The 26,591-nt window shown below is 56.2% G+C and carries 20 protein-coding genes; 8 read left to right on the forward strand and 12 right to left on the reverse strand.

Annotated features, from left to right (window positions below; all coding sequences use genetic code 11):
- Positions 1-3: 3 nt before the first annotated feature.
- From EXE44_RS11970 to EXE44_RS11995, 6 genes are all read right to left on the reverse strand, one after another.
- On the reverse strand, positions 4-1,155 hold the full coding sequence (locus EXE44_RS11970; protein WP_199241210.1) for a nitrate/nitrite transporter: 1,152 nt from the start codon (positions 1,153-1,155) through the stop codon (positions 4-6).
- Positions 1,152-2,891 carry a hydantoinase B/oxoprolinase family protein gene (locus EXE44_RS11975; RefSeq protein ID WP_137717318.1) on the reverse strand — a complete coding sequence of 580 codons (1,740 nt, stop codon included), beginning with the start codon at positions 2,889-2,891 and terminating at the stop codon, positions 1,152-1,154. Before EXE44_RS11975 ends, EXE44_RS11970 begins: the two co-directional genes overlap by 4 nt.
- The gene (locus EXE44_RS11980) at positions 2,888-4,939 is read right to left on the reverse strand and encodes a hydantoinase/oxoprolinase family protein (protein WP_137717319.1); all 2,052 of its coding nucleotides are present in this window, start codon (positions 4,937-4,939) and stop codon (positions 2,888-2,890) included. The genes EXE44_RS11975 and EXE44_RS11980 overlap by 4 nt, the downstream gene beginning before the upstream one ends.
- A 115-nt stretch (positions 4,940-5,054) precedes the next feature.
- Positions 5,055-6,389, reverse strand: coding sequence for an ABC transporter substrate-binding protein (locus EXE44_RS11985; RefSeq protein ID WP_241991830.1), 1,335 nt, complete (start codon positions 6,387-6,389; stop codon positions 5,055-5,057).
- 144 nt (positions 6,390-6,533) lie between these two features.
- Complete coding sequence (locus tag EXE44_RS11990; RefSeq protein ID WP_137717320.1) at positions 6,534-7,088, reverse strand: ribbon-helix-helix protein, CopG family; 555 nt, start codon at positions 7,086-7,088, stop codon at positions 6,534-6,536.
- 143 nt (positions 7,089-7,231) lie between these two features.
- Positions 7,232-8,347: a hypothetical protein gene (locus EXE44_RS11995; RefSeq protein WP_137717321.1), complete on the reverse strand. Its 1,116-nt coding sequence runs from the start codon at positions 8,345-8,347 to the stop codon at positions 7,232-7,234.
- A 121-nt stretch (positions 8,348-8,468) separates the two neighbouring features.
- Here EXE44_RS11995 and EXE44_RS12000 point away from each other — a divergent pair, with 121 nt between their 5' ends.
- Both EXE44_RS12000 and EXE44_RS12005 read left to right on the forward strand, forming a co-directional pair.
- Complete coding sequence (locus EXE44_RS12000) at positions 8,469-9,227, forward strand: hypothetical protein (protein WP_137706908.1); 759 nt, start codon at positions 8,469-8,471, stop codon at positions 9,225-9,227.
- A gap of 294 nt (positions 9,228-9,521) precedes the next feature.
- On the forward strand, positions 9,522-10,778 hold the full coding sequence (locus EXE44_RS12005) for an RNA-guided endonuclease TnpB family protein (protein WP_137717322.1): 1,257 nt from the start codon (positions 9,522-9,524) through the stop codon (positions 10,776-10,778).
- 195 nt (positions 10,779-10,973) lie between these two features.
- Here the strand turns inward: EXE44_RS12005 and EXE44_RS12010 are convergent, their stop codons facing one another.
- The 3 genes from EXE44_RS12010 to EXE44_RS12015 all read right to left on the reverse strand — a co-directional run bounded on the left by EXE44_RS12010 (position 10,974) and on the right by EXE44_RS12015 (position 16,473).
- A complete protein-coding gene (locus tag EXE44_RS12010; RefSeq protein ID WP_137717323.1) occupies positions 10,974-13,103 on the reverse strand; it encodes a phospholipase D-like domain-containing protein in 2,130 nt (709 codons plus the stop codon).
- Positions 13,104-13,192: 89 nt separating this feature from the next.
- Positions 13,193-13,360 carry a hypothetical protein gene (locus EXE44_RS20245; RefSeq protein WP_158293458.1) on the reverse strand — a complete coding sequence of 56 codons (168 nt, stop codon included), beginning with the start codon at positions 13,358-13,360 and terminating at the stop codon, positions 13,193-13,195.
- 2,192 nt (positions 13,361-15,552) lie between these two features.
- Positions 15,553-16,473, reverse strand: a complete 921-nt coding sequence (locus EXE44_RS12015) for a hypothetical protein (protein ID WP_137717324.1) — start codon at positions 16,471-16,473, stop codon at positions 15,553-15,555.
- On the opposite strand from EXE44_RS12015, the gene EXE44_RS12020 reads away from it, so the two are divergent.
- The 4 genes from EXE44_RS12020 to EXE44_RS12040 all read left to right on the forward strand — a co-directional run bounded on the left by EXE44_RS12020 (position 16,457) and on the right by EXE44_RS12040 (position 19,513).
- Complete coding sequence (locus EXE44_RS12020) at positions 16,457-16,639, forward strand: hypothetical protein (protein ID WP_137717325.1); 183 nt, start codon at positions 16,457-16,459, stop codon at positions 16,637-16,639. The genes EXE44_RS12015 and EXE44_RS12020 overlap by 17 nt on opposite strands.
- A 709-nt stretch (positions 16,640-17,348) precedes the next feature.
- Positions 17,349-17,924 carry a hypothetical protein gene (locus EXE44_RS12025; RefSeq protein ID WP_137717326.1) on the forward strand — a complete coding sequence of 192 codons (576 nt, stop codon included), beginning with the start codon at positions 17,349-17,351 and terminating at the stop codon, positions 17,922-17,924.
- On the forward strand, positions 17,917-18,354 hold the full coding sequence (locus EXE44_RS12030; protein WP_137717327.1) for a hypothetical protein: 438 nt from the start codon (positions 17,917-17,919) through the stop codon (positions 18,352-18,354). The genes EXE44_RS12025 and EXE44_RS12030 overlap by 8 nt, the downstream gene beginning before the upstream one ends.
- Positions 18,355-19,258: 904 nt before the next feature.
- The gene (locus EXE44_RS12040) at positions 19,259-19,513 is read left to right on the forward strand and encodes a hypothetical protein (RefSeq protein ID WP_137706922.1); all 255 of its coding nucleotides are present in this window, start codon (positions 19,259-19,261) and stop codon (positions 19,511-19,513) included.
- A gap of 157 nt (positions 19,514-19,670) precedes the next feature.
- Here EXE44_RS12040 and EXE44_RS12045 read toward each other — a convergent pair whose 3' ends face one another.
- Both EXE44_RS12045 and EXE44_RS12050 read right to left on the reverse strand, forming a co-directional pair.
- Positions 19,671-20,390 (reverse strand): hypothetical protein, encoded by a 720-nt coding sequence (locus tag EXE44_RS12045; protein ID WP_137717328.1) that lies wholly within the window; start codon positions 20,388-20,390, stop codon positions 19,671-19,673.
- Positions 20,387-21,577 (reverse strand): hypothetical protein, encoded by a 1,191-nt coding sequence (locus EXE44_RS12050; RefSeq protein ID WP_137717329.1) that lies wholly within the window; start codon positions 21,575-21,577, stop codon positions 20,387-20,389. Before EXE44_RS12050 ends, EXE44_RS12045 begins: the two co-directional genes overlap by 4 nt.
- Positions 21,578-21,724: 147 nt before the next feature.
- Here EXE44_RS12050 and EXE44_RS12055 point away from each other — a divergent pair, with 147 nt between their 5' ends.
- Together EXE44_RS12055 and EXE44_RS12060 are read left to right on the forward strand one after the other, a co-directional pair.
- Positions 21,725-24,067, forward strand: coding sequence for an McrB family protein (locus EXE44_RS12055; protein WP_137717330.1), 2,343 nt, complete (start codon positions 21,725-21,727; stop codon positions 24,065-24,067).
- Complete coding sequence (locus EXE44_RS12060) at positions 24,064-25,347, forward strand: McrC family protein (RefSeq protein ID WP_137717331.1); 1,284 nt, start codon at positions 24,064-24,066, stop codon at positions 25,345-25,347. Before EXE44_RS12055 ends, EXE44_RS12060 begins: the two co-directional genes overlap by 4 nt.
- Positions 25,348-25,371: 24 nt before the next feature.
- Here the strand turns inward: EXE44_RS12060 and EXE44_RS12065 are convergent, their stop codons facing one another.
- Entirely contained in the window at positions 25,372-26,583 is a 1,212-nt protein-coding gene (locus EXE44_RS12065; protein ID WP_137717332.1) for a DNA cytosine methyltransferase, read from the reverse strand.
- Positions 26,584-26,591: the final 8 nt, after the last annotated feature.

Genomic DNA, 26,591 nt, shown 5'->3' on the forward strand with positions numbered 1-26,591 from the left:
GTGTCATTGGTGTGTTCGTGTAATGAGGACCGCTGCACCGATTGCGAGTACATTCAGTCCGACCAGTATCAAAAATGCCCCCTCGTAACTCCCAGTGGCGTCCCGGATTGAGCCGGTGACAACTGGTAACACAAGCGCGACGAGATTGCCGACCGCGATAACCATCGCTAGCGCGCTGCCCTCGGTGGCTGTTGCATCCGCGGCGACATTGTATATCGCGCCGAAGGGGATCGATACCGCCAGCATGACGAGCAGCGGCAGTCCGACGCGAAGCGGACCCGAAGGGGCTACGGCGAGGGTGCCGAACCCGAACACGGCGACTGTCGACGCGCCCGCGATGATTTTCGGATCCGTTACCCGAAAGCTGAGGACAGCGCTCCCGCCGGCCGCCCGCCCCAGGGTTGCGACCCCGAGAACGAGCGCATTCAACGGCCCGAGAATCCCTACATCTTCGAAATAGGAGGTGATAAACGCCGAGAGCGTCAGATACGATCCGATTGCGGCGACGTAGCAAACCGACGCGAGCACGACGACCGGATTTGTGAGTACCGATCCGCTGGCGGCATCGGACACCCTTTCCGACGGAGCCGTTAATCGATCGGTTCGATTGAGATACAGTGTCACGACGGCGGGAATCGCAATGAGAGCCCCGAGCCCGTGGATGCCGATGCCGTTCGTCGCGGTCACGAGCCGCGGCGTGATCAAGAAGCCGAACGCTCCACCGAACGTCAGCATCCCGCCGTACACGCCTTGCTGTCGGCTCGCTGCGTCCCCCCTGTAGAGACGGGCGACGTGTGTGGCGCCGACACTGAGAACCAGCCCAGCAGCGACACCCCACAAGAACCGGAGACCGAGAACCACCGGAAATGTCGGAGCGAAGTCCACAGTCACCGCGAGCCCAGCTTGGATGACTGTCCCGGTGATCAGTAATCGGGTCGTCGTCGTTCGCTCTACGAGTCTGCTTGCCGGCCACTGCACCAAGACGAACGGGAGTAGCGTTGCTGAGAGCATGAGGCCGAACGACGCGTAGCTGATGTCGTACTGATTTAGGTAGAAGTCCGGAACTCCGGCGTACCCGAACATCACGTAGCCCATGCTCACAACGGCGAGGTGAGGCGCAATCCGCAGGCCGAGCGGGGAATCGGTCTGACTCATTCATTGGATTGCTCACCGTCGCTCACGGAGTCAGTACCTGATTCTGTAATATCATTAATAATTGAATCCCCGTACGTGTCTCGGGCTCGCTCGACCGAGAGCTTCTCCGTTCGGAGGTCCCGTTCGATTGCGGTCTTCGACCGGGCGGTCGGATCGCCGTACCCACCAGCTCCGGGCGTCCGAATACTCACCGTCGTCCCCGGAGGCAGCGAGTGAGTGGATTTCTGCGGCAGCCGCTCCGTCTCGCCGTCAGGGTCAATACGGACTGCGCTCCCGGATTCGCCGTCGTCGCCGCCCAGCAGCCCGTACGGACGGTGTGTCTGCCTGTCTGCGAGGAGGCTAAACGTCGCCGTGTGATCTCTGACGGTGATATCACGACGTAGGCCGAGCCCACCCCGGAACTCGCCCGCCCCGCTCGAATCCTCTCGAAGTTCGTATCTGGAAATCCGGAGCGGGTACGCGGTTTCGAGCACTTCCGCGGGCGTGTTCATCGTGTTCGACATGTGAACATGAACGCCGTCCAGCCCGTCTTTTCCGGCCCGTCCCCCGAACCCGCCGCCTTGAGTCTCGTAGAACGCGTATGCTTCGCCCGAACGGGGATCCTCTCCACCGAACGTGACGTTGTTCATCGTCCCTTGCGACCCTGCGACGACCTTCTCAGGGACGACCTCAGCAAACGCCCCAAGCACAACGTCCGTCACGCGTTGTGATGTCTCCAGATTCCCACCGACGACAGCTGCGGGCGGACTCGGATTTACGATACTTCCCTCTGGTGCTTCGATCGTAATCGGGCGGTAGCATCCGTGGTTCGGCGGGATCTCAGGGTCGGTCACGCATCGCACCGCGTAGTACGTCGCCGACGCAGTCACGGCGAACACCGCGTTGACCGGGCCGGCAGTTTGATCTGCGGTGCCAGCGAAATCGACGAGGATCTCATCGCCGTCAACCGTCAGTGTAACTTCGATGGGGAGGTCGACGTTCCCAGCGCCGTCATCATCAAGCACGTCCTCAAACGAGTATTCACCGTTGGGCAGCGACTCAATCTCCGACCGCATACGGCGTTCGGAGTAGTTTTTGATTTCTTCGAGCGCGACTTCCAGTTTGTCAGCTCCGTATCGTTCCGCGAGATCACCGAACCGCCGCCGCCCAGTCTCGTTTGCGGCCTCCTGCGCTCTGAGGTCGCCGCGACGTTCGTCCGGGGTCCGGACGTTCGAGAGGATCATCTCGAAGACGGCGTCGTTCGGTTCGCCTTTTTCAAAGAGTTTCACCGGCGGAATCCTGATCCCCTCCTGATAGATTTCGGTCGAATCCGCGGACACACTTCCGGCGTGTGACCCGCCAACGTCCGCGTGGTGCGCGCGATTTGCGGTGAATGCGATAATCTCGTTGTCATGATACACTGGTGTGACGAGCGTGAGATCCGGAAGATGTGCCCCGCCGTAGAACGGATCGTTGAGCAGGATCGCATCACCAGGGTCTAAGGACGCGCGCGGGAACCGGTCAATGGCAGCCCGAACCGAGAACGGCATCGAACCGAGGTGGACGGGCATGTTCTCCGCCTGCGCGATCATCTCAGCGTCTGCGTCGAACAGGGCACACGAGCAGTCCCGCCGTTCCTTGATATTCGGGGAGTACCCCGTCCGAATCAGATTCGCATTCATTTCTTCGCAGACTGCCGCGGCCGCGTTCCGCGTCACTTCTAGCGTTACCGAGTCGATGTCTGAGGTGTCACTCATGATTGAACCTCCACGATGAGACTGCCGTACTCGTCTACCTGGACGGACTGTTCCGGGCGAACGACGACTGTACTCTCCGCACCTTCCACTATCGCCGGTCCGGTGAAACTGCCGGCGGCTGGTAGCTGCTCACGCTGGTAGACGCGCGTATCACGTACCGCGCCGTCGAAGTGAACCGGTCGCTCCTCGATGATTGCGTCTGCGACATCCCCCGTCTCCGCGTCGTGCTGTAGGTTTGGCGTTTCGACGACACCGCGGGCGCGAGTGCGGAGGGTGACCAACTCAATCGGCTCGTCGTCGTATGCGTGTCCGTAGCGCTGCTGATGCTTGGTGTGGAACCGATCTCGGATCGTGGCTTTACTCTGCGAGTCAAGTGTTCCGTCAGGAACCGGCACAGACAGTTCGAACGACTGCCCAGCGTACCGCAGATCAACTGACCGCTCGAACCGCATCTGTGACTCGTCTAAATTCTCGTTCGCTAACTGTTCGCGGCCTTGAGCGACGAACTCGTCAAAGGTCGCTTGGAGAGAGCTTGGGTCGACACTCTCCCAGCTCCGAACGCGAGAAGTACTGTAGTCGTACAGAATGTCACTAATCAGCAACCCGAGCGCGGAGAGCACGCCCGCGGTCCGCGGGATGAGGACCCGCGGAATATCGAGTTCAGCGGCGAGTGTCGTTGCGTGGAGTGGTCCGGCCCCGCCGAATGCGACAAGCCCGAAGTCACGCGGGTCGTACCCGCGTTCGACCGACACCACGCGTAACGCCCGCTCCATGCTGGCATTTGCGACGTCAAGCACGCCTTGTGCGGCGTCCTCGACGGACTTTCCGAGCGGGTCGGCGAGTTCCTGCTCAAAAATCTCCTCGACGCGATCCACATCGACCGACAGTTCGTCTGAGAGGAACGCGTCAGGGTTTAAACGTCCCAAGAGGAGTTGTGCGTCCGTGATCGTCGGACTGGTGCCGCCGCGACCATAACAGATCGGGCCCGGTTCCGCACCAGCAGACCGCGGCCCGACGCGAAGCGCGTCACCGTCGTCGATCCACGCGATTGAGCCGCCACCGGCACCAACCGTATGGATATCGATCATCGGCACGTTAACCGGGTACTCGCCGACCTCCACGTCGGTGGCAACCATCGGGTCGCCGCCTTCGACGAGCGAGACATCGCACGATGTCCCGCCCATATCCATCGTAATCAGGTTCTCGATGCCGGCGAGCCCAGCGACGTAACTCGCCCCCTGAACGCCAGCTGCCGGGCCCGAAAGCAACGTGTTGACCGGGCGTGTCCGCGCGATGTCGGCGGTAATGATACCGCCGTTCGACTGCATGATCTCAAGATCCGGGCGTATCCCAAGGTCGGCAATCTCGCGTTCGAGATTACCGAGATACCGGTCCATAACCGGTTTTAGCGCCGCGTTGAGTGCCGTTGTTAGCGTCCGCTCGTACTCGCGGATCTCTGGTAGCACCTCACTCGACAGCGAGAAGGACGCGTCAACCCCCTCTGCCTCTAGAATCTCTTTGATACGACGCTCATGCGAGGCGTTCTCGTACGAAAAGAGGAGGCTAATCGCAACGCTCGAAATATCGGCGTCCACGAGTTGCGCTGCGATGTCACGAACGACCCCTTCATCGAGCGGTGTCGTAACGTCACCTCGCTCGTCCAACCGCTCAGGAATCTCGTAGCGATGGTTTCTCGGAACTACGGTCGCCGGTTTCTCCGTCTGGAAATCGTAGATGTCGGGACGCGCCTGCCGCCCGATTTCGAGCACGTCGCGGAACCCGTCGGTCGTGACTAACGCTGTGTCCGCCCAGTCTTCCTCCAGTACAGCGTTCGTTGCGACCGTCGTGCCGTGCGCGAAGAAATCGACGTCATCGAATCGAACCCCGGTTTTCTCACGCGTATTTTCGAGACCATCTTTCACACCGTCTTCCGGTGCTACAGGCGTCGAAGACGTCTTTGTGACATCAAGCGTTCCGTCCGAGACAGTTACGAGATCAGTGAACGTGCCACCAATATCGACACCGATACGGACATCATCGCTGGTCATTGGTTTTCCCCACCGCGGAGAGGCCGATACACCTGTTGCGTATATCTGCTAGTCATGATTGAGTTGGTGATAAATCGCAGGCGTCCCGTAGTGCGGTTACGGGACGCAAAGCTGATTAGACCAGGTCACTGGCTGGGATCGTTTCCTGATCGACGAACTCGCCGTCCTGAACCTGAACGATCGCCATGTCACTGGCGACGTCACCGTTATCGTCGTAATTCACCTGGCCGCTCGGCCCCGAATAATCGATTGTCGTCCCGTCATCGATCAGGTCGAACCCGTCACCGACCTCCCCGTAACTCACGGTCTCGCCGTTGGGATTAGAGACCGGGCGCATACTTTCTTTGACCGTGTTCGGATCTGTCGTCCCGGCGTGATGGACCGCGAGCGCGTAGGAAATCAGCGCGTCGTACGAGTTCCACGAGTACGGCGAGAACAGGTCGGCGTCCGGGTACGCGTCGGCGTAATCTTCTTCGAAACTGCTTGTGGCGTCACCGGTCGGCGGGAGCGTCCGAACGCCGTACATCCCGTTGAGGATATCTGCGCCGACATTGTTGAGGAAATCCTGTGAGAGGAGACTCGTGTGGAGCACCCAGTTCCCGCCGTACCCCTCCTCGTTCCACTGATTGAGGATCGTGGTCCCGCTTTCGGGGTACCCAGCGTACGCGATGAACTCCGGATCGTCGGCGTACAGTTCTGACAACACCTGCTGGTACGAGGACTGTCCAGACTCGTACCCGACCGTGGTCGTCGTCGTCCCGCTAAACGTTTCCTCGAAGGTATCCGCGAGCGCCGCCCCGAAGTCGTTGTTGATGTAGAGCACCGCCGCAGAGTCCGCGCCTTCCTCTTCGATAATCCGCGCCATGACCTGTGCGACGAACCGGTCATTGGTCCGCGTCCGGAACACGAGGTCGTCATCGTCTAACGTGCTGATTGTCGGTGACGACGACGCCGACGTGATATGTAGGATGTCATTCGGAATCGTCACTGACTGCGCGATACTGATCGTCACACCGCTCGACACAGCCCCAATCAACCCGGACACGTTCTGCGTGTTGACGAGAGAGTTTGCTGCGTTGACTCCCGCCGTCGAGTTCGTTTCCGAGTCCTCATCGAACAGTTCGATCTCCCGTCCAAGCGGCCCCCCGGCTGCGTTAATGTCTTCTAGCGCCAATTGTAGCCCGTTCAGCATCGGCTGGCCGAAGTCACTGAGATCGCCGCTGAATGGGATGACGACCCCGACACCAATCGGGTCACCGCCGGACGCTCCACCGTCTCCGCCATCGTCCGAATCGGAGCCATCAGACGACCCGTCACCGCCGTCACCACCGTCTCCTTGGAGCTCCTCTTGGCTGCTACACCCCGCTAATGCGCCTGCACCCACAGCGCCGCTCAGCCGGACGAACCGACGGCGCTTAATTCGTTCCGCGAACGTGGTATCATTCGACATGGCTACGAGTGACATACATATCTCAATATAAATATGTGGTTGTTAGAAACTCACACTGAGCGCACCCCATCGATGTTATCGTATGAATGAGTATGAAGACTGAACACAACCGAACATGGGAATGCCAGCTGCGAACAGACGGCCTCAGTTATCGGGTTCAATCTCCGTGATCAGTACCTTCGTGAGTCCCTCCTCGATAACGAGATCGAATGGAAGGTTCGCCGCACTTCGCTCGATAAACCGAGTCATGAACCACCGGATCTGATCAGAGGGAAACACGACGTGATACCGGTTGTCGTCACTACGACGAACACTCAAAAATCCGCATAGTGAAAGCCACTCAAGTAACTCATCGAGCGTCTCAAATTCACCGTCGTATTCGTGAGCGTGATACTCTGAGACTTGATCCGCCTTCGTCAAGAAGTCGGGATCCGGTTCGCCGTCGGCGTCAGAAACGTAATCAAGGAAGCAGTGGAGGAAATCGACATCGAGCAGGACGTGTTCACCACCCGAGAGCATTTTGTGATAATCGCCGAGTTTTGTCCCCGCGTCAGTCGTCGCAGCTTGGTAATTAGCAGCATAGAAGGTCAACGCACGCCGTAACAGCTCGCTTTGTCCGTGGCCGGTTCGCTCGGTGAGATCATCAAGCGCCTCTTTCGCATCTTCATCAAGTGACACAGTCACACGATCGATCGCCATATGCGACCGGCCTCACCCGGAACGTGAATAGTCAACGGTTCCCACAACAGTATGATGAATTTGAATCAAGTGACGTATAGGTGATAGCACCGGCCATCAGGGCTTATAATTACGGTCTGGTCAAGCCTCGGCAGGCCCCACTTTTAGACGAGATTCATCGCCTGTTCAGTCAGCCGGTAGCGATACGCCGGTCGAACAAACACGATCTGCCCGTAATCTTCTGATTTCGTGACCTCTTCAGAGGACTCAATCACCTCAACAGCCGTATTGAGTCGATCCACTGCGTCGCCAGACCGAAGAAACTCGACAACCTGTTCTGGCTTGATACCAAACTCCGCGGCCAGGATACTCCGAATTGTTCGACCAGCCCCGTCAGCGACCGCGACAGACGGCGCTGATACCCGGGCCTGCGGGCCATCCCGCTCCGCAGCGTCCTCAGAAAGCGCTGTGACCTGTATTTCATCGTCGATGTGCGCGATCAGCGCATCCAGGTTCGCTTCCGCTTCCTCAGTCACCTGCCCATTCACAATCTCATCAATCCGTTCGCTAATCGCAAAGACATCCGGCCCGGGAGGAGCGGTTTGCGCAAGCACTTCAGCATCAACAAGGTGATTCAGTACCGTCTGCGGTTGATACTCAATGTCGACATCAAGCGAGTCCAGCAGCTCAGTTCGCTTGATACCCTCTTTTTCGGGACCTATCTCCGCGTTGTAGAATGCCTTTGCGACGGCGACCTGATCATCAACGCTGTGTGTATTCCCCTTTCGCTCCCGGATGTGTTGCTCCAAGCGGTCGAAATCAGTGCTGTCATCTTCATCAACCGTGAGGGCACCTCTGACCTTGTCTGGAAGTTCCGGGCGCGGCGCGTCACGGTGCCGTTGTGCTTTTTCGGACAGGCGCGTGTTATCGTAGAGAGCACGCGCTACGGGGAGGCCACGGAGATAATTGTACTCATAGAGAACCTCAACTCCGTGTTCAGTCAGACCGTAAAACTGACTGGGAAGATCGCGCGCGTCCTCATTCGGCGGGTACCGATAACATTCGATGATATCGTTGTCACTGAGAACCTCCAGCTGATCTCTGACTGCGGCCTTGTTCTTCGGCATCATGTACGCCAACTCATCGAGCGACGGGAGATGCTCCGGATGGCCAAGGATGAACTGTAGGATCAAGTGCCGCGTCTCCTGGGATAGGAGATCGTAGATCTGCCGCTGCTCTTCGAACGGGCCGTCACCCTCTGCGGCAGGTGCGTCACTCATGGTCTCACTTGAGAGTACTTCAGCGGCGTGAATAATACTTTGGGTCAACTAATGTGGTCAAAAACCGTATTAGGCATACTGGTCAGTAACCTATTTGTTCACTCGCCAAGGAGCACACAGTATGACTGACCCCGGCCCGCCTCCAAACGCGGCAGAGATTATGGAGAGCGTGAACGACACGCTCCAAGGGCTCGAATTAGAACCTCGCGAAACCTCTGAGATCCTGTTGTTCGCCAACCGAGAACTCCCACATCTCCACACACCTGAAGACTCGTATTTCATTCTTGGCAGCTACCGTGACCCGTACCTTCGACGCCTTCGCATCGTCCAGAACGAATTGGACAAGCGAATCGGCACATACCCCTTCCTGATGGCTGATCTCCCCGAGTTGGATATCGATCGGCTCCCAGTCTTCCGCATCCGTTTCACCCTCCTCGCCGCGCACGCTGATACCATCGTCGCCGTGTACGAACAGGATGCTGGCGGTGAAGTCACCGAACTCGGGAAAATCAGCACGACACCATACTTCGACAAATCGTACGTCCTCCCACGAGACTACACGTGGATGACTGACCAGAACCTCGATACAGAGGCAGATGTCATCGCAGCTGCCGCGACCATTTACTTCAACGACGACCTCGACCAGGCCACCGCCGAAAAAGAGCTTGACTCACTCCTCGCCGCAGCCAATAAGAACGACATCAGACTCACGAAGTCCGATGTTATTGACCGATTAGAGGAACGAGAGGATGACGAACAAGCACCTGTCTCATACAGTTGGGTTCACCTCAACGAATTCCGCCTCTTCGAACTCCACAACCGATGCTTCGCCTGGTCCAGCCAAGATGACCTGCGCAATATCGTGGACAAAGTTCCGTAGCGCCGGGTCACTGATTCGTCGCCGCGAGATCCTTGTCGTTCTCGATCGGCGACGAGAGAGGCAATTTCTCTGGAATATAGTAGGGGGGAGGATGCGACTGTTGATAGTGCCCCGGGGCATCTGGTGGCAAATCCTCTGTTCTTATAGAAGGTGCGAGGCGAAAACCCACGGCTTTAGCCGTGGGATGAAGCCGACAACTGGGTGACTTACCACCCTCGAACAGTCGGCCGGATATTCCACGCCAAACACAGTCGTTAATATGCTCTTACTCATAACTAGTTATAACCACAGTCGATGCTGGAGACGACCCGCACCTACGTCGCACGCATCACGAACCACCAACAGGTTCGTGACGATTTCGATCAGTGCGGGTTCTCCGCGTCGAAACTGTGGAACGTCGGCCGCTACTACATCCAACAACGGTGGGATGACGACGGCGAAATACCTGACGAAGCCGAGTTGAAGTCGGTGTTGAAAGACCACGAACGCTACAGTGACCTACATTCGCAGTCAAGTCAGCGAGTTCTCGAAGAACTTGCTGAGGCGTTCACCGGCTGGTACAACTCCGACGACGGCAACAATCCGCCGGGCTACCGGAAACGCGGCGACCGACACCCGCGTTCCACCGTGACGTGGAAGCAGAAAGGCATCACACACGACGCCAAACACAACCGTGTCCGCCTCTCGAAAGGGTGGAACCTGAAAGAGTCACGGTCTGACTTCATCCTCGCCGAGTACGAAACTCGACCTGACGTACGGGTCGAGAACATCCAGCAGGTGCGTGCCGTCTGGAATGGCGACGAGTGGGAACTCCACCTCGTCTGTAAAAAAGAGATTCCCGTCGAAGACGCGCCGGGCGACAAGACGGCGGGTATCGACCTTGGCATCAGCAACTACCTCGCCATCAACTACGAGGACGGGTCGAGCGAGTTGTATCCGGGGAACGTGCTGAAAGAGGACAAGCACTACTTCACCCGTGAGGAGTACCAGACAGAAGGTGAGAACGGCCCGTCGAAGCGAGCGCGAAAGGCTCAACAGAAACTCTCCCGGCGCAAAGACCACTTCCTTCACACCCTCAGCAAGCACATCATCCATCGGTGTGTCGAAGAAGGTGTGGGGAAGATAGCGGTTGGCGACCTCAGCGACATCCGCAAGGCCGAGAACGGCGGCTCGCGGAACTGGGGTACGTCGGGGAACAAGAAGTTACACGGGTGGGAGTTCGACCGGTTCACGACCCTGCTGGAATACAAGGCGGAAGAACACGGGATTCTCGTTGACCGTGTGGACGAGGAGAACACCTCGAAGACGTGTTCGTGTTGCGGGCAGATTCGAGATGCGAACCGGGTGGAGCGCGGGTTGTACGTCTGTTCGTCGTGCGAGACGGCGATGAACGCGGACGTGAACGGTGCGGTGAATATTCGTCGCAAGATAACTCAGAGTCCCCCGACGGGGGATATGAGTAACGGCTGTTTGGCCCAGCCCGGAGTCTTCCTGTTCGACCGCGAGAGCGGACGGTTCACACCGAGAGAACAGGGAGACTGCAAACCGTAATATCCCAACGCTCGGGAATCCCACCCCTTCAGGGGTGGGAGGAGGTCAATTTGAATAAGTTAGTTTCTGCCGCAGCTTAGTCATACGGCTTATAAACAAATTTGGATAAGATGGATGGAAGACCACTCTAAATCAAATTATAGCCATATAGTTGTGCTACAACCGGACCCGCTTGATCTAGCTGACGTCAATGATCTAGCCCCATAGGCGGCTCAGAAATCCTTCACTTCCCGCTTGTTCGTTGCTTCCTCCCAACTCAGCAAGCTCAATCCACTCTTCGAAGCCGTCTGGGTTCTTGATGATGATGCTCCGACCGCTCTTTTCGGGCCGCATCTTCGTCGGGAGGGTCTTGCGATAACTGTAGAGCTCGTGTGGCTCGAGATCGAATTCAGCAATAAGTCGATTTTCGCGCCGATCGAATGTTACGTCACCGCGCTCGTAGGCTTGCTTCCACTTGCGCTTGCCAATGTTGTATCTCCGGTTCGCCGGCTCTTTCGGGAAGAATTTTGGGACCTCACGGTCAGCACGCTCGTAAAACTCGAGAAACACCTGGCGAACGTCGTCGACAGTTCCACCGGCATCGAGATACCGCTCATCCCTCAAGATGCGCCGTGACACGTACGAGAAGATGGGGTTGCGAGCGTCGAGGATTGTATTGAGATCTTCTTGCGCTTTGTAGAACCCCTCGTCTTCGGGATTCGAAGGAAACGCGACGTCGAAATGAAGCATCTTCGCTCGGTTTCGGAACCAATCGTTTGGCCGAGAGTCGTTACTGGTGAAGATGAGCGTTGGATACGCGATCTCATTCGATGGGTGCCACGAGTCCTGCCAGAAGTTCCGGAGCGTATCGATCCGCTCAATTTTCTGTTTGGAGATGTCTGAGACGACGTACGGGAACACCGTGTCGATATTCCGTAGCGACCGGATCTGGTTCTTTCCGACGTCGTCTGCGTCAGCCCCACCACGGACGAGGTCGTCAGAGACCAGCCGCAACACGAACTCCGTGAATTTGTCTTTGCCAGCGTCTGACTCGCCGAAGATGTAGAGATACTGGAGGGCATTATCGAGAGTGACGCTTCCGTAGAACTGCTTCGCGTACAGGTTCACAAACGGCGCCCAGAGCCCGTAGAGCACGCCCTCGTACAGGTGGGCTTTCACCGCCTTCGGGTTGTTCGTTTCGCCCCAGCGGTCGATGGTCTTGATGTAGTTCTCAATGTTCTCGAGGGATGCGTCAAGGAGGTCCGGGTCGGGCTCGTGGTCAGCGGTCAGGATACGGTGGTGTTTACCGTGTTGGAGATGGACGCGCTGGTTCTCCTCGTCGATCCACATTTTCGGCACGTCATACCGCGTTTGGAGATAGTTGGTGTAGCCCTCTACGGGTGTTGTGATGGCGTCCGCGCCGACATCCGCCCCGCGACGCTTGAGGTCGGTTTCCATCTGGTCGAGGTAGCCGTCGTTTTCGTATCCTTGCGTTGAGAGGGTGATTGAGTACTCGGGTGTTTTTGCTGCCGTAATTCCCTCAGCTGAGTCCGTCTCTGACTGCTCACCGTTGTCGTTGCTACCATCCTCAGGTTCGATCTGTTCGGGGTCGATGCTGACGACCTCATCCGCCTCATCGGGGTCATCAGTGACGCTCACGACTTGGTCTACCTCATCGCCTAACGCTTCGAGCTCTTGGCCAACATTCGAGTGGATCTCACCCTGCTCGGAGAGCTGCGTGTTACGGTTGTCTATCCATAATTCGATCCGGCGTTCAACCTCTTCTTCATCATCGAGGTCTTCCAGTTCTGCCGCGAGATCCTCCATGAAGATGGTATCAGCATACTCCTCCCGGTGGTGCTCGATCCACTGTTTAAACTGTTGATCAAGTTGAGTTCCGACCTCTGTGTTGAACACGACAACGCTGTTCGTCTGGTTTGTCCAGCTGTTGTAGGATAGATTCGCGCTCCCAGCGATGAGCGTCACTGTCTCATCGGCCGCAACGATTCGATACAGCTTGGAGTGGACGACTTTCCGGTTTTTGAGTCTGACAGTTAGTTTGTCCTCTTCATAGTAGCGTTCGAGGCGGCGGGCTACCGTGGCATCGTCGACAGCGGACTGGTACGCATCTTTGTCCCCGATCAGGACGTCCATCGTCTCCAGCGTGGAGCCCTCCTGATCAAACAGTTCCAGGAGCAGTTCGGGGGATTCACAATAGGTGACTGCGTCGATGTGGACCGCCTCGTCGAAGAAGTTTGTAAAGGATTTCCAGCTCTTGACGGTTTGCCACTCCATCTGTGCGGAGTTGCCAAACCCGCCGAGATTGATCGTCGTATCCCAGTCCATTTGTTAGGGAGTTGTGAGGACTGGTAATAAGAATTGGCGAGGTGTTTGGCCAGCTGTTGGGTGAGTACTGTTGTTGACGCAAGATACCGTCACCGGATAGAGGCGACGTCGTCCGACGAGCAGAAGAAGCAGTCGTCTTCCGGGGCGGCCGCTGCCTCCGTCGACAAATGCGACAGGATGCGGATCCCCAGCTTGACGATGATTGCGATGACCATAGCGAGCAGTGCGTTCATCACGAGTGCGATGAGGAGTAGCATCGGTGAATGACCTCGTCTCCGACAGGGGGTGACAATGTCTCACCGTTCCAAGGGCCGACCTCGTTCGGCCCGACTGCCCACGTGGCCACCTACCGTCTGCGGGGCCATCGTTGCCACCGGCGTGTGGTGACTCGAGGCGTCGCAACTGTACATACGATTCCTGAGGTATTCTGCCGCAGTCCACGTGCTGGGTGGACCCGCTGGGACGGCTCGTCTCGGCCCGTCCCGGCCGACGAAAGGACCGCAGGAACGAGGACCGCGGCGAGGCCCGAGCGGCCGAGAGAGACGGGGCGGCTGCGGTCGCCGCGACTGCCTGTCCGTCCCTCCAGCTCGAAGCGGTGTCCCCCCGCGTCTGTGGCGCAGTCGAGTCGCGGGTGTCCACCCAGCGAACCGGTGTTTCACTTTCCTGAGGCATCCGCCGCTGAGGTGACAGAACGGTGGTCTCGAACACCGGAGCATTCGGGTTTCGAAAGCGGTGGTGTCGCCACCGCGTTTGGAGGTGCTGACAGCCGAGGCCGACCGGTCGTCTGAAGGTGGTCGTCGACGTCGTCAATAGCCGGGGATCACCCACCGCGTCTGAGTGGTGAATCGGAGTGCCGATCGCCGACTGGCTGACCACGACTCAGCTGGCTGGTCGTCGCATAGCCACCGCGTCATCACCCGTGGTCACTGTCGTCGATTGCCGGCCGATTCGTGGCCAAGCCTGAGGGACGAACCGTCGGTGAGACGAGGTGGTCAGCGACCACCGACTTCTCAGGATTCTGAGACAGTTGAGAGGCGACGTCGTCGCCGGTGGGATCGACATGTGCTGGGCCACCAGTCGTCGTCGCGATCGTCGTCGCCACCTTGGTCGGGGTCGAGGGTCGCTAGACCCTCGTTGCGAAGATCGAGTTGGTGACCCACGGCCACCGGCCTGAGTCCTGACCGCTGTCGCGACCGCCGGGGAGTCGCATCCGTGTCCCCCTGCCTGTCGGTCCGGCTGACCGTGGGAGGTCACCCGGGGATTCGATGTATAATCCTCCCCGACAAATCTGCCAGTGGTGCCTCCCCCCTCGAGGCGGCCAGTGGTATCGGCCGCCGACTGGTCTCGACCAGACACCACTGAGGCCAGACGGCCGCTGAGAGACCAGCTGGACTGTCTCTCTCACTAGCCACACCTCCCCCTCTGGCATGGCCATATACCAGACCCCCTCAGAGGGGGTGGTGGGGGTATTGTTGCTGACTCCTCAGAGTCTCACCCTGTATCATCTTCTTTACTCTTGGCCCTCTGGCCCGAAGACCCCCCACCCAACGGGGGTATTACCCGGTATATCGCAGACGCCGCTGGGAAATCTGGGGGTGATCCGAAACCCCTGAAATAAAGTCAGATATTGTCGGGTAGAATATCGGCGATATGTTGGCCGCTCATATGTGCGAGACGTTGATATTCAGATCAAACTGTCAAATCTGGTGAAAACCCCACTGATCGTACCGCCATCATGCGATTGGACAGGGGGGTAATTTTTGGGGCCTGTAAAGGGTCGATATGGGGGCTAACACGGCGACGTGTGGTTATTTTCAGAAATATTGGCCCGCATATCGAGAAGTTGGTACTTTTATGCGAAATAAAGTGAGGTCTAGCGGTAGTTACACCCCTGTCCACCCCTTCACGTCATGCGATTGGACAGGGGTGTTAGCGCGAATCGTCAAAATCGTGGGCACCCCTGTCCACCCGCTACCGTATGGTTATTTTCGAATTTAGCCACTACCCATATTGCGCCTCGACAAGAATGGAACAAAGTGAGATATCGGGGCTCGATCAGGGATCGGCAGATCTCGGTGAATACGAGCGAATATCCACTGGGGCGATTACCCCTGTCCACCCGCCGCCGTCTTGCGATTGGACAGGGGTGTTTGGGAGGATTTTGCCGGTCATTTTTCCGGCGGTCAGAGTGTTGCGATGGGTGTATCGTACTCCTCGCTCGACTCGGCTCTATTCTAGTGGGTAGTTGGTGAGAAGTGCTTGGTGATCTGGTCGAATCTCCATCGAGGTGCTACCTCAATATGCCGGGCAATTGGTCGGAAAGGATGGTATCTGTCGACGGTGAGTAGTAGTGAAAACAAGGGTGATAGAATACTCCGGAATGTGGTAGGTTTGCGAGATACTACCCGCTACACGAGCGGGTACGGAGGTGAAAAAGAGAGGCAGTTGGTTACTCGTCGAGGGGGAATTTGTCCTCAAGTTCGACGAGTTTTTCTCCACGCTCGGTGAGACTCACGCCGAACCAGACGCGCTTGCGACCCTCGTCGAGAGTGACGCGTTCGCTCGGCGGATCGGGGGTGATTTTCGATTTCATCTTCGAGACAGCACCACCCGGCGCGTGGGTTTTGAGGTCGACATCGTCGGGGTCCATATCAGATTCTTTACTAAGTTGATGGAGGTTGATTTGGGCCCATGCGTTGTAGGCCGAGCGGATGTTAGACGTGGGGGTGACTGCCGACTCGTCCTCGTCCACCACTGGGTCATTTTCGAACTCGAGGAACACGGTGGCGAACTGTTTCATCGGGTGGGGGTAGTTGTCCCCGAACAGGCACCCGCCGTACTTGTCGATCGCGCTCTCGAGTGCGACCGTTTTGGTGTCGACGTCGGGGCTGTTCCTCTCCTGTCCGTGGCCGGTCTGTCCCTCCCCCGAGCGGCCGTTGTCGTTGAGGCGAGCGGGGGTGTATCCAGTCCGATCCTCGATATCTTTGAGAACTGGGAAGTACTGATCATCGGGGAGCTTCAGATTGCGTTTCCCCGTCTTCTCATCGTCCGCCTCATCGTCGTTTTCGTCGCTGTTGTTTTCACTTGAATTGTCGGAGAATTGTTCGAGGTCGTCCGGCTCACAGAAGTCGTGCTTGAGTGCGTATCCGACCAGCCCCTTGAGGGGGATGGGGGTGTGGTCTGGGACGAGGTTATTCTCTCGGCAGTACTTCCACAGTTGGAAGTATTCGTAATCATCGAGAGTCTGACCACTTGCCGAAGTCGACGGGTTTGATTTCGGAGTTCGGGTAGAGCCCGGAGACCTGCTGTCGGAACTCCCGTTGTTGGATGCTATCCGGGAGCCCCCAGTGGAAATGGACTGTCTCGTCATCGAGGAGGAGCTCGAAACTGAATTTCTTGGGGTCTTCAGCGACATTCAGTGCCTGTGCGATCGGAGAGTGAGAGACCGTATCGCTGTGAAGACTCGCGATGAGTTCCTCGGCATATTCGAGGCCATCTTCGCCTTCGAACGGTCGGACACGGTTGAGGTGGCCTGAGTACGACTCGGCTGCCTCTTCGAGTTGTTGTGCCTGCTCGCCTGAGATGGCAATCGCGTCGTACGGGCGTGAAGTGAGTAATCCGTGGCGGAGGTGCTCGATGGAATCTGGAACGGCATGATCTGATATCTTTTCTCTCGGGTCGGGGAGTCGAGATGGTCGTTTCATGACTGGTAGATGCCGCTTTCCGTGGTTGGCAAGCGGTTTGCCCCTAGTTGGTTTACCTGTTTGGGTGTAGAGGGTTTGAGAAAAGAGGCCGGTGCGGGGAGATTACGGAAGTACAAGGAGAAAGCCCCGCCCTTCAGGGCGGGGATGAATCCGACACTCGGTGACAAAACCCACTGACCATAGCGCGCCCGATATTCCAACAAATACGGCTCTGTTGAAATCCTCAGCAGCTGATGGTTTATCCATCTCGTGCTGAATACAGCGCGCGAGCCTCGTACGCAGCTTCTTTCGGATTCGGTCAAGCCGGATCGCTCAGCACAGGGGCTATAGTCAGCGTCTCGTATTTGTATCAGTCAGTGGAACCACCCCGACCTGATCGGTCAAGAAACCGAGCCTCTTGCGCAGACTTGGTTCCAGTCTGTGTATCTCGGACGACTATCTTTCTTGGAGGAGAGAGATAGCTGTGTTAGAGCAGAAATAATTTAGTGTACCACAGATATAAATTGCTAACCATAGTAGGTCACACTACGGAGCCCCTCTTATGGACCTCACAGACATCCCCGACGATGTATACGGCGGCGAGGAATCACCCCCTGAGTTCGACGAACTGAAATCACCCGACACACTGCTCAGGGACGGACCAATCCGAGAACGACTTCTCGACGTTGTCGTCGGACTTCGTACGCCGACGAAGGTTTCGACGATCGCCAAACGTGCTGATTGCGGTACCGAAACGGCACGGGACTACTTAGAGTGGTTCGACGAGATGGGCATGGTTCACCGGCACACCGGTCGCCCGGTCCGCTATGAGCGCAACGACTCGTACTTCCAGTGGCGGCGCATCGACCAGATCCGAGAGGAATACTCTGAGCAAGAGATCGTTGACGCACTCGACGATACGATCACCCAGATCGAGGACTACAGAGCGCAATTCGATGTAACGCACCCGGACAAAGTGTCACTCGTCGACGCGACTCGGGAGCAGAATCTATCCACTGAGGCAGCCTGGGAAGCGCTTTCTGAGTGGGAGACGCTTGAACAACGAGCCGCACTCCTCGACGCAGCACGTCGAAACAATTCAGTCGCTGGGAGCAAGCCTGGACCAGTCGATGCCTGAGGACACGGCTGACCCACCCAGTCGCGGTCCCATCGATACAGAGGTCCTTGACCGGATTGCTACACATCTCGCTCGGAGCGATCGGTTCGACGACATCCAGACACAACCAGCATACGCGCCGAACGCAGTCGTCGCTGACTACGATCTCGGATTCTATCCAGGCGGGGTCACCCGTGCGTATCTACGGATTCGATGGTTCGAGACTGACGACTTCAACATCCACTATTCTGAGCAGTACCAGACTGGGAACTCGTGGGACTGCCGATGGGATCGGCACCCCAATGATCATAACACCCGCAAGCACTTTCATCCGCCCCCAGATACATCGACCCCTGGAGCGGATACCGATTATCCCGACGACTGGCGGGACGTACTCACAACTGTGCTTACTGATCTTGATGACCGGATCGAAGCCTTCTGGGATCAGTGACTATCTGACGAGGAAAAATTGATTCCAGTCTGAGCCGCTGCGCCGCACTCACTTCGTATATAAGTAAAATCTCACACTGTAATAAACTTCAATTGGTGACACCAAGTTATCGATTACAATGAAAACGAAGTCGAACGGTAACTCGGGTGAACGTACGTAGGTTCCGATGTGGAGGATGTTCGCTTAGCTCGTGAGCAGTACGGCAACCCCTCAGTAAATTCTCTACGGTCCACCGCGGGGGGAGGTTGGGGGGCTGGAGCACACGCAACCGCGCTATCGCCAAGATAAGCAGGTAAATGCTCGATATCAGGTTCATTGAGTAGAAATGGCTCACCAGCCGAACAGCGGTACTGACTAGTTACCAAGTCTTACCCAACAAATTCGCAGTGGAGGTTATACTGTTGGTTAAGCCGCTCGATCTCGAACACTCTCTCATGCTTAGCGATGAATGCGCCATCATAGTGGACGAACGAGATATCGTTGCGATCGACATTCCGCTACGTTCTGTCCAGTGAGGTACCCCTGATGTGGACGAGATCGACATCAGATGTCGTGGGAAACGGTTCATGGCTCTCTTGATTGAGATATGACTCAATATCCTCAATTGGGTGCCCATCTCGGATGAACTGCTTGTAGTCCTCAAACGCGTCGTCGCGACCAGCAGGGTAGAGTTGAAATACGTCCATGACCCGAGCAAGGTGATCTTCAGGGTTGTTACCGACATCGGCAATCAGCTGACTTTTCCAGCAAAAATTACTGTATCTAGCCCTTGGAATAGACTAATGTAAACGGCACACCAGACCGAGTCATACACTTGCGCGTTCACCTTTCCTGACGCCGCAATCACATTTGGTGCTCGTTGTCAGCTCTTATCCGCTAATCGACACTGTCATCAGTACGAACTGTGCTCGTCGGCGTGGAAACGGAAGTCCTCGACAAGCGAGATCACACAACCGATATCGAGGTCGCGCTGGAACCGATCCCGGAGATCGAACTCGTCAGTGACACGGGCATCCTCGGGAACGATGACCCGCACGATGCTCTTACCTTCTGCGGCGTTTTGTCAACCACCACTATCGGCGTCGCGGTCGTCGCGGCGCTGTTTGGGCTCCCCCCCACTCGGCTACTGGGACACGTCTGCCTCGGAGATCACGGCTGACGCGCTCGGCGCGGGAAACCGGTATACGACCTCGTGGTGACCTGGTCGTGCGATAGACGCTCGGGCGGCTCGAAGAGTTCTCGGCCGCATAGCATCGCCCGCAAAACAATGCCTCCTTCTCGGTGCGTGCTGCGCCGCTGTGGAGATTTCCACTTAGTTATACCGAGTACTCTGGGTCGAATTCGGCGTGGGTCTGCTTGTACTCTTGGAGAAGATCGCCCACCCCGGTTATGGCAGACTCCATCTCGATGATCGGGTTCTTCCGCATCTCGTGGAGCCCGACCTTCGCCTTCAATTCGCTGGTGTTTGTCCGATTTGAGCCCTCAGCGTCACGGTACTCCCAGTCTCCGTGATCCATGCTCGCACACAGGACCTGTGTGATCTCAATTGGTGGCATGTCGTCCGGCGAAGGGGCATCGTCCGTTGGGGATTCGCTCCGTGCGTTTATTCGATAGTGGATTCCAAGGAGCCACCCCTCAACATTGTGGTGCGCGTAGAACGTGTTGCCCATCGAGGCTTTGACTTCCAGGCCCGGACCGTTGTCAGAGTCTTTGACGGCGTAATCGTCTGGCCATTCGTGGTCAGTCCCGTCGTATAGCAAGTCTGGGTACCCATCGTCGAGTCGGTTGAGCACGAAGTCCGGTGATTCCTCTCTAAATCGGGTCGTCAGGCGGTGGCTGACGAATCCACCAATCGCGTTGTTCGCTCGGAACTGCTCGTGGAACCGTCCGTACCCCTGGTCGAGGTGCCATTCGTTTACCTCATGCCAGTACTCGTAGAAGCTCTCAATCGCGTTCACGACCTGCGAGACTTCGAGTCCATAAGGGAGATCTGCGTCGCGGTTAACGAACCGCTCTCGAACCTCTGGCCGCTTCATGTTTCATCGAGCCCCATCTGTATGTCAGATTCAGCGAGGTGGTCGAGGACGCGGTTGTCTGGGTCAATGCTCGAAACAAACCGCAGTAGTCGCTGAACGCCGTCGGGGTTCTCTTCAACGTTTGCGAAGAAGTGGACCATTCCATGAAGCGCGCGGTTCTGCTTATGATAGTCCCAGAATCGGAGCAGTCGGCCGAGGTCTTCGTCATCCAGAACCCGGACGTCCGCCTCTTTGAGCGTCTCGCGAGCTCCCTGACTCACCTCCGTACAGATCGCGATGGCGATTGCCGTCGTGTTCTGTGCGACTTTCATCATCGTGCCGAGCTCAGCGCTGACGTTCGACTCGTCGATGACGCGGTCTTTGACCTCGACTGAGATCATGAGGTCAGGCCCGTGGTAGCCGTCGATGTCCCCGTACCGTTGCTGGCGCGAGGAGCCGGTTCGAACCTTGCTCGCGCGGAGGGAGAGGTGCGGCCACTCCGCCTTGACGTACCCGTAGCAGAGGGCCTGGTACGCCGAGCCGCCCTGCTCGTTGGGGGCCTTGCGCGTGTAGTCTCGGAGTACCTTCAGGAACGGCTCTTCGAACGGTGGGTCGCGCCGTTCGTACTCGCTCGATTCCAATCGCTCCAGCCCGAGATCGAAGAGTTCCTGCGCGGCGACGAAGCGACCGTCGCGGGAGAGCCGGAACGCGAGTTCGAGCATGTCGTCGTACCGTTCCCACTCGCCGGTGTGGTGACCCGGTGAGCTCGGGAAGTTCGTTCGGTTCAGGTCCTCCCGGAACAGTTCGATCAGTTCGTTGTGGAACGTTCGGATCCCTTCCCGTGTGTTGCCGCGTTTCAGCGTCAACGACGACTTCGCCATACTCTCGTATCGGTCGAGGATGTCGTCGACGGTGATGTCCGGGTCGAAGCCGGCGAGCCAGTCGTCGTGTTCCGCCAACTCCTCGGCGAGAACGACGAAGTCGATCGCGAGCCCGAGCGTTCCCTTGGAGGATTTGAACTGCGTCTCCGCCTCGGACACGAGCGCCTCGATTATCGCACGCTCCGCGTCAGAGATTTCCTTGTCTGAGCCGTCGTATTCGGATAGATCCGATTGATTTTCGAAGTAGGTACTCGGGAAGTGGCTCCGCAGAAAGGCCTCGATCGCCTCGTGCTCGTGATCAGCGCGATCGTCGCTCCATCTGCTCATCTGAATATACTGTCCACTTGGCAGACACGCTTAGAAACGTTGCGTTCCCGATGCTGAAAATTACATCACGTGCCTATTCCTGAAAGTGGGAGAGATTCGCAGGTACCCGTAATTAATTTATTATAGAGTTTAGATTTCCAATTAATCATGGATGATGAAAATCTGCGATCCTCTCTGACGTTGTTCTCCAAGACAGCAACAGAGAAGCTCAGTAGATTGGCTCACTTTCTAATTTCAATCGAGAATTACGGTCCAGAGCTTAAAGAGGTTCAATCAGGCTATCAACGTGAAGTGAATTCGGCCTCGGCAGTACCGCAGTCATGGCTCACGCAAATGGAGATGATGGGTTTAGTCCGCGTTAGCAGAAATTCACGGACTATTGAACTGCGGCCTACTGGTGAACAGGTACTAAGTGAACTTCAGCGAGAAGGGTCCCCTGATACCCCGATGGTACTAATAAAATCTTTCTGCGAAACGTTCATCGGGTTCTATGACACGATCGCACTGGTTTCCACTGTTCCGTTGCGAGTGAGCCAACTACAGACAATCTTAAACCAGAAATACGATTTAGATTGGGAGTCGAAGAGCCAGGCTAAGCAGCGGGCTGACTGGTTACGACTGGCAGGAGTAATCGATTTGAATTCTGCTAACGAATATACACTCTCTACTCAAGGCGAAGAGGTATACAGTAACTTACAGGACGAATATGGGACACCGGATATTCTGCCCCTCCTCGGATCCGATCATGATTCCACACCCCATAAAAACGCATCTCAGGAAGCGAATGTTGAAATTGATTTAGAAGGATCTGAGTCCGGGACGCAGACGACTACATCAGATGATACGGATCAGTCAGTTACTCTTCCTTTTATTGAGCGGAAAAATAAGAAAGTAATCTCAGTTCACGTGCCAAAAAGCAATAACACAGATGAGAGGTACGAAAGTACCGTCGAGTCCGACGAAACTCTTGAGTCGGATGATCCCCTCTTCATCGAAGAGTATCAGAATAATTCAGTTCGATACTGGCTATGTGACAGTAATGAACTCGACACCGTTGGTGGACTGACCAGAGGAGACGTAATTCTGTTCCATCACGTGGACAGAGGATATATGGCCGTTACAACCGTGTTAGAAGCGGATACGGTTGATATTCCGATATCAACTCTTGATACTGCTATCTACTTTGAAGAGGTATATGATGCCGTGGTTTCAGAAGAAGAATTATTCGAGCTTTTTGGCTGGGAGAGCCACCCAAAGCAACAGTGGAGTCGACTCGATCAGAGACAGAGTCAGGTTCTCACATATGAGTACGACTCAGTTGAGGCATTTATTAGAGAAGCAAGAGGCGAACTCCAGTTTGATTTTTGGTCGTATGAGAACTGGTCGTTAGATGGGAACTTCGCCCGTCACTTGGCCCGTCAGCTTGAGAGGAAAAGACAGGTCATCCTGTACGGACCACCCGGGACAGGAAAGACATTCTTCGCAGAGAGATTTGCGAGGCTGTGGACGGGTAAGCAGCCAGGAACAGATCCAGGAACGTATCAAACTGAGTCCGTCACGTTCCATCCTTCCTTCTCGTACGAAGATTTCATAGAGGGATACACGATCACCGGAGATAGGGAGGAGTCAAATGGGATAGCTGCTGTGGATTCAGCGGAAGAGAACGAGAAAAGAACCGAAATATCGAACGGCTCACCATATGGACTGAAGAAGGGGATCTTCCGGGAAATCTGTATCGAAGCCGCTCAGGCCTTAGAAGCTACACCTGAAAACCGAACACCACCACGATACGTGCTCGTCATTGATGAGCTTAATCGTGGCAACGTTCCGCAAATATTTGGCGAAATCATCACTCTGCTTGAAAAAGATAAACGCGGACAAGAGCGGTTCCTCTCTCACTCTGGGGCTAAATTCACGATCCCAGAAAACGTATTTATCATCGCGACGATGAATACTGCGGATCAATCGATTTCAAAACTAGATGCCGCTCTGAGACGACGTTTTGCTTCAATTTCGCTCAGCCCTGATTATGATGCTCTATATGACTCCCACAGTGTGTTTCCTGAAGACAAGGAAACAGCCGCAGAGCTAGTCGAGACAGGTCGGAAGGACGTTGAGGCAATGGTAGCAGCATCGGTGCTTGCGCTCGAGATCATTAATAAACGGATCACTGCTGTTCGAGGACTTGGAAAGGGGAAACGAATCGGTCACGCGTATTTACACCCAGATACCTGGATGAGTGATAGTGAAGATCCACGAGATATCGAACTGACTGATGTCTGGAGGTACGATGTCTTACCGCTCTTGGAAGAGTACTTCTTCGAAGACACTCAACAGCTAGAAGATAGTATCTTACGTGGAGATTCTGATTTTATTAATGAGTCAACAAACGACGTTGTGAGTATGACGCCATCAAAACTCAAAGAAAATCTCAGAACCTTTGTGATTGACAATCAGGGTGAACTTGACATCGAAATATCGCCTGAATGAGTTCTAATTCTCAATCAACTGAGGAGGTGATTACTTTACAGGAGCGGACAGAGACGGACCTCTCCAATCAAGCACTCACGGAGGAAGATTACGCCGCCCTTGATAAGCATGATAATGTAAGTAGTGTGTCCATTGCCTCTGAAAAAGTCAAAATAAAGCAGCACATTGGACATATCGGGCTTCCAAGTGGAGCGTATCTTGAGGTACTCCCCAAAGATAGCCTAGAGGGATTCAAACTATTATACTATCTAGCGAAGGCGGGTCGGGTAAGCGAAGAACTTGTCACTAGTAGAGGAGAGATCGGGTTCTCGGTTGGAGAGTCATTCATTGAAGTCGTAGGACAGGTCTACGCGCAAGAGATTAAACGACTGTTACGAAGGGGGATCCACAAACGATACCTCCCCAAGCAGCGAGCGACTGACCACGTCAAGGGTCAGCTTCAGGTGACCAAACAATTAGCTCGTCAGGAGCCGTTCGCAACTTCCTTCGAAAGTCAGTATGATGAACTCACGGCGGACATTCCTCTCAATCAGTTAATTCTATTTGCTGCTGTTAAACTGGCAGAAGAGGTTCCGGAACCTACAGTAGAGGACAGACTCAGGCGACAGATCAGAGATCTTCAACGGATAGTCTCACTCCCTCTAACCCCACCACATCCATCCGAAGTCACGCTTACCAGAGAAACGCAGGGGTACAAGCCGCTGGTGAAGTTTGCAGAACAGATCCTCGACGAGAATTATATCGATACCTTCGGTCAGCAGACTAAGGTGATTGAATCTCTGCTCATCAACACAGAGACATTGTTCGAAGAAGTAGTCTATTCTCTCGTCGCTGACGTGGTCCATGGCTCTCGTTACATTCCAGAAGGAGATGGAGATCCTGAGTCAGAAGCAGATTCGGACATCGGGCATCTGTTGAGGGACGAATCAGGAGATGGAATACAAGGAATGCAACCAGATATTTTCCTCAGGGATCGAGGAACACCAGTTTGGATTGCCGACGCAAAGTGGAAGGAGAGTGACTCGCCGGCACGAAACGACCTGTATCAAGTCACAAGCTACCAACGGAAGGTGGGAGGGGATTCAGTGATATTCTATCCTGAGCAAGGGGGTTCCCTCGAAACCGTCTATGGACTCTCAGACGACGAGCATGACACACAGGAAGATAGTGAATTGCGGATAGTCGAGGTACCGCTAGGTGGTGAGACTTATCAAGAGTTTGAGCGAGAAGCCAGAGAGAAGGTTAGGGAAGCATTACAAGCACAACTTCCAGAGCTGTGATTTTCACTTGTATCGAGTTACGAGTCAGTTGGCGAAGTCAAGCGTAACCTGCTGTGCGTGACCGCCGATGTCAGCTTTTTCGTCCTCGAACTCGGCAAGGTCCATCCCCCCGCACCGAAGCTTGTAGATACGCTCTCGCTCCGCGTCAGTGAGCGTCTGACTGTAGACACTCTGCTTGAGGTAATAGCCGACCGACTCCGCGAGGTATGGCGGAACCGCATTCCCGATCTGCTTTCGGACTGAGACGAGCCCGCCGTCGAACCGGTACCAGTCCGGGAATGTCTGTAGCCGCGCCCCCTCGCGCGGCGTGAGCCCGCGATGCTGGAACGGGTGGATACACCGAGCGCTGGAGGGCTTCGACATGTTCGAGGTGATCGCGACGGCCGGCTCCTGCGAGTCGAGTCGGGAGTAGGAGTTGTGGTAGCCTGACGACGGCTGGAGTTCGTCCGGGATCTCGGTCCGGTTCCCGCCGTCGGAGATGTGCGATATCATCTCCACCATATCCTCGGTATGGTTCGCGGCCTGGTGGTGAGTAAGTTCGGTGTTGTCGCCGCGGAGGTCGTCCTGAATCACCGTGGTCGGCTCGGCGTCGTACTCGGTCTTTTCCTCACCAGGCCCGACCTCTGGGAGGTCGCCGATCCCGGCGATCACGCCGGGCGTCTCGATCGGGTCCAACTCGAATCCGTCGAAGGGGAACTCGGTGGTCGAGCGCTTCGTCGCGAGCACCAGCAGGCGGTGGCGCTGCTGCGGGACCCCGAAGTCGGACGCCTTCACGACTCGGTAGCTGACGTCGTAGCCCATCTCGCCGAACGACTCCTCGACGGCGTCGAGGAACTTCCCGTCGGCGGTGTTTTGCATGCCGCGGACGTTCTCGAACAGCGCCGCCTTCGGATCGAGCTCGTTCACCCACGAGATGAAGTTCACGAAGAGGTGGTTCCGGTCGTCGCTCCCGTCGGGGCTAACCACTTCGGAGAAGCCCTGACAGGGCGGCCCCCCGGCGACGAGGTCGACGGTGTCGCGGCCGACGACCTCGGTGACATCCTGGTTGTCGACCTCACGGATGTCCTGCGTCAGCTCATCCGGCTCCAGACCCTCGCGATTGTTCGCGAACGAGGCGCGGGCGTCGTCGTCGACTTCGACGGCGTGGACGAGCTCGAAGCCGGCGCGTTCGAGGCCGACGGAGAGGCCGCCCGCTCCCGCGAACAGATCGACGTAGGTCAGGTCCTGCTGACTCATCTATCGGA

Source organism: Halorubrum sp. SS7 (assembly GCF_005435055.1).
GTDB lineage: Archaea > Halobacteriota > Halobacteria > Halobacteriales > Haloferacaceae > Halorubrum > Halorubrum salinarum.